This is a genomic window from Hydrogenophaga sp. (assembly GCF_051007235.1).
GTDB lineage: Bacteria > Pseudomonadota > Gammaproteobacteria > Burkholderiales > Burkholderiaceae_C > Hydrogenophaga.
The window spans coordinates 1-2,502 of record NZ_JBPCSJ010000285.1 but is presented as its reverse complement, the minus strand read 5'-3'; the positions used below and the strand labels follow the sequence as shown (position 1 = coordinate 2,502).

At 67.7% G+C, this 2,502-nt stretch carries 2 protein-coding genes and 1 pseudogene; all 3 read left to right on the top strand.

Going from position 1 to position 2,502, the window contains the following annotated elements; genetic code table 11:
* A partial coding sequence (locus ACR2JA_RS10120) for a YqiA/YcfP family alpha/beta fold hydrolase (RefSeq protein ID WP_434008958.1) occupies positions 1-246 on the top strand: 246 nt, incomplete at its 5' end.
* Between the two features lie 39 nt (positions 247-285).
* A complete protein-coding gene (locus ACR2JA_RS10115; protein ID WP_434008959.1) occupies positions 286-2,328 on the top strand; it encodes a ribonuclease catalytic domain-containing protein in 2,043 nt (680 codons plus the stop codon).
* A 24-nt stretch (positions 2,329-2,352) separates the two neighbouring features.
* Positions 2,353-2,502 (top strand): annotated as a pseudogene (locus ACR2JA_RS10110) (energy transducer TonB); the annotation flags it as partial.

Genomic DNA, 2,502 nt, shown 5'->3' with positions numbered 1-2,502 from the left:
CCGGTGTTCGTCGATCAGCTGCTTGCGCAGGAGCAGGACATCGCACGGCTCGCCGCACAGCAACCGGCCACACCAGAACGCCAGTTCGCCATCGTGGCCCAGGGCGACGAGGTGCTGGACTGGCGCGAGATGCAGGCCTTTTGCGCCGATGGTCAGATCCACCTGCTGCCCGGCAGCGACCACGCGATCAGCGATTTCGATGACCACATCGACGAGGTGTTCCGGTTCCTGGACCTGATTGGCTGAAGCCGGGCGATCACCCGCCGCATGGGACAATCCCGCCCCATGCACATCCTGTTCGACGAAGCCGGCAAACTGATGACCGGTCGCCTCCTGTCCGAAGCCGAAAGCTCCCTGCAAGTGGAGCTCGACTCCGGCAAACGCGTGAAGGTCAAGGCCGCCAACGCCTTGCTGCGCTTCGAGAAGCCCGCACCGGCCCAGCTCATGCCCGCCGCCACCGCGCTGGCCGCGTCCATGGAACTGGAGCTGGCCTACGAGTTCGCGCCCGAAGACGAGTTCGGTTTTGCCGACCTGGCCGGCGACTATTTCAACGACCCGGCCACCACCGAGCAGCAGGTCGCCGCGCTGATCTGTCTGCAGGGCGCGCCGCACTATTTCCGCCGCGCCGGCAAGGGCCGCTACAAGAAGGCCCCGGCCGAGATCGTGGCGCAGGCGCTGGCCGCCATCGAGAAAAAGAAACAGGTCCAGGCCCAGATCGACGCCTGGACCGCCGAACTGGTGGCTGGCACATGCCCGGCGCCGGTGCGCCAGCAGCTCTACAAGATCCTGTTCAAGCCGGACAAGAACGCGCCCGAGTACAAGGCCGTGGTCGAGGCCGCGCGCAGCAGCCACCTGAACCCGCTGACCTTGCTGGAAAAGGCCGGTGCCATCACCAGCGCCTACCAGTTCCACTGGCAACGCTTCCTGTTCGACCAGTTCCCCAAGGGCACCGGTTTCCCGGCGCTGCAGGCACCCGCCATCACCGACGAACTGCCGGTGGCCGCGGTGAAGGCCTTCTCCATCGACGACTCACAGACCACCGAGATCGACGACGCCCTCTCACTGCAAGGCCTGGGCAGCGGCACGGTCACGCTGGGCATCCACATCGCGGCGCCGGGCCTGGCCATCAAGCCCGACGACGCCATCGACGCTGTGGCACGGCACCGACTGTCCACCGTCTACATGCCGGGCCACAAGATCACCATGCTGCCCGACGCGGTGGTGCAGACCTACACGCTGGAAGCTGGGCGCGACTGCCCGGCCGTCTCGCTGTACGCGAGCTTTGACGAAACGACCCTGGAGCTCAAGGGAACCCGCACCGCGCTGGAGCGCGTGCCGATCGCCCACAACCTGCGCCACGACCAGCTCGACAGCGTCATCACAGAAGCCTGGCTGACCGGCGAGGCCCCGGTGGGCACGGCCAGCGACGAGATCGCCGCGCTGCAGCCGCAACTGGCCTTCATCTTCCGCCTCGCCAAGCACCTGAAGGCGCAGCGCGAGATCGTGCGCGGCAAGCCCGAGACCTTCAACCGCCCGGACTACACCTTCAAACTGCAGGGCGTGTCCGGCAACGAACCCGACGGCAGCGAGACGGTGGTCATCGGCACCCGTTCGCGCGGCGCGCCGCTCGATTTGATGGTGGCCGAAGCCATGATCCTGGCCAACAGCAGCTGGGGCCAGTGGCTGGCCGACTGCGGCGTGCCCGGCATCTACCGCAGCCAGGCCAGCCTGGCACCGGGCATGAAGGTGCGCATGGGCACCAAGGTGGCGCCGCACGCGGGCATCGGCGTCAAGGCCTACGCCTGGAGCACCTCGCCCTTGCGCCGCTATGTGGACCTGGTCAACCAGTGGCAGATCATCGCCTGCGCGCGCCACGGCAAGACCGCCGCGCTGGCCGCACCGTTCAAGCCCAAGGACGCGAACCTGTTCGCCGTCATCAGCGGTTTTGACGCGGCCTACACCGCCTACAACGGCTTCCAGAACGGCATGGAGCGGTTCTGGACGCTCAAGCACCTGCAGCAGACCGGCACCACCGAGCTGACGGCCACGCTGATCAAGGACAACCTGGTGCGTGCCGACAGCCTGCCGCTGGTCATGCCGGTGCTGGGCGCCGAAGGCCTGCCGCGCGGCGCCCATGTGCGGGTGCGCCTGGGCGCCATCGACGAGATCGCGCTGGACGTCTCGGGCACCGTCATCGAACGGCTCGACGGTCCGGTGGAAGCGCTGGACGAGTCCGCCGAGGACGAAGGCGAAGAGCTGGCCGCGCCGCTGGCGCTGGCGATCGACGTCAACGAAGCCCCGGCCAGTGGTGACGCACCGGCCGCCTGAGCCGGCACACGGATAATCCCCCGCGTGAAACCACTCCTGGGCTTCCTCAAGGGTCTCTCCACGCTGCAGCTGGCGCTGGGCGTGTCGGTGGCCTTGCACGCCGTGCTGCTGACGGTGCGCTTCGTCAACCCCGAGGGCTTCAACCGGGTGTTCCAGGACACGCCGCTGGAGGTG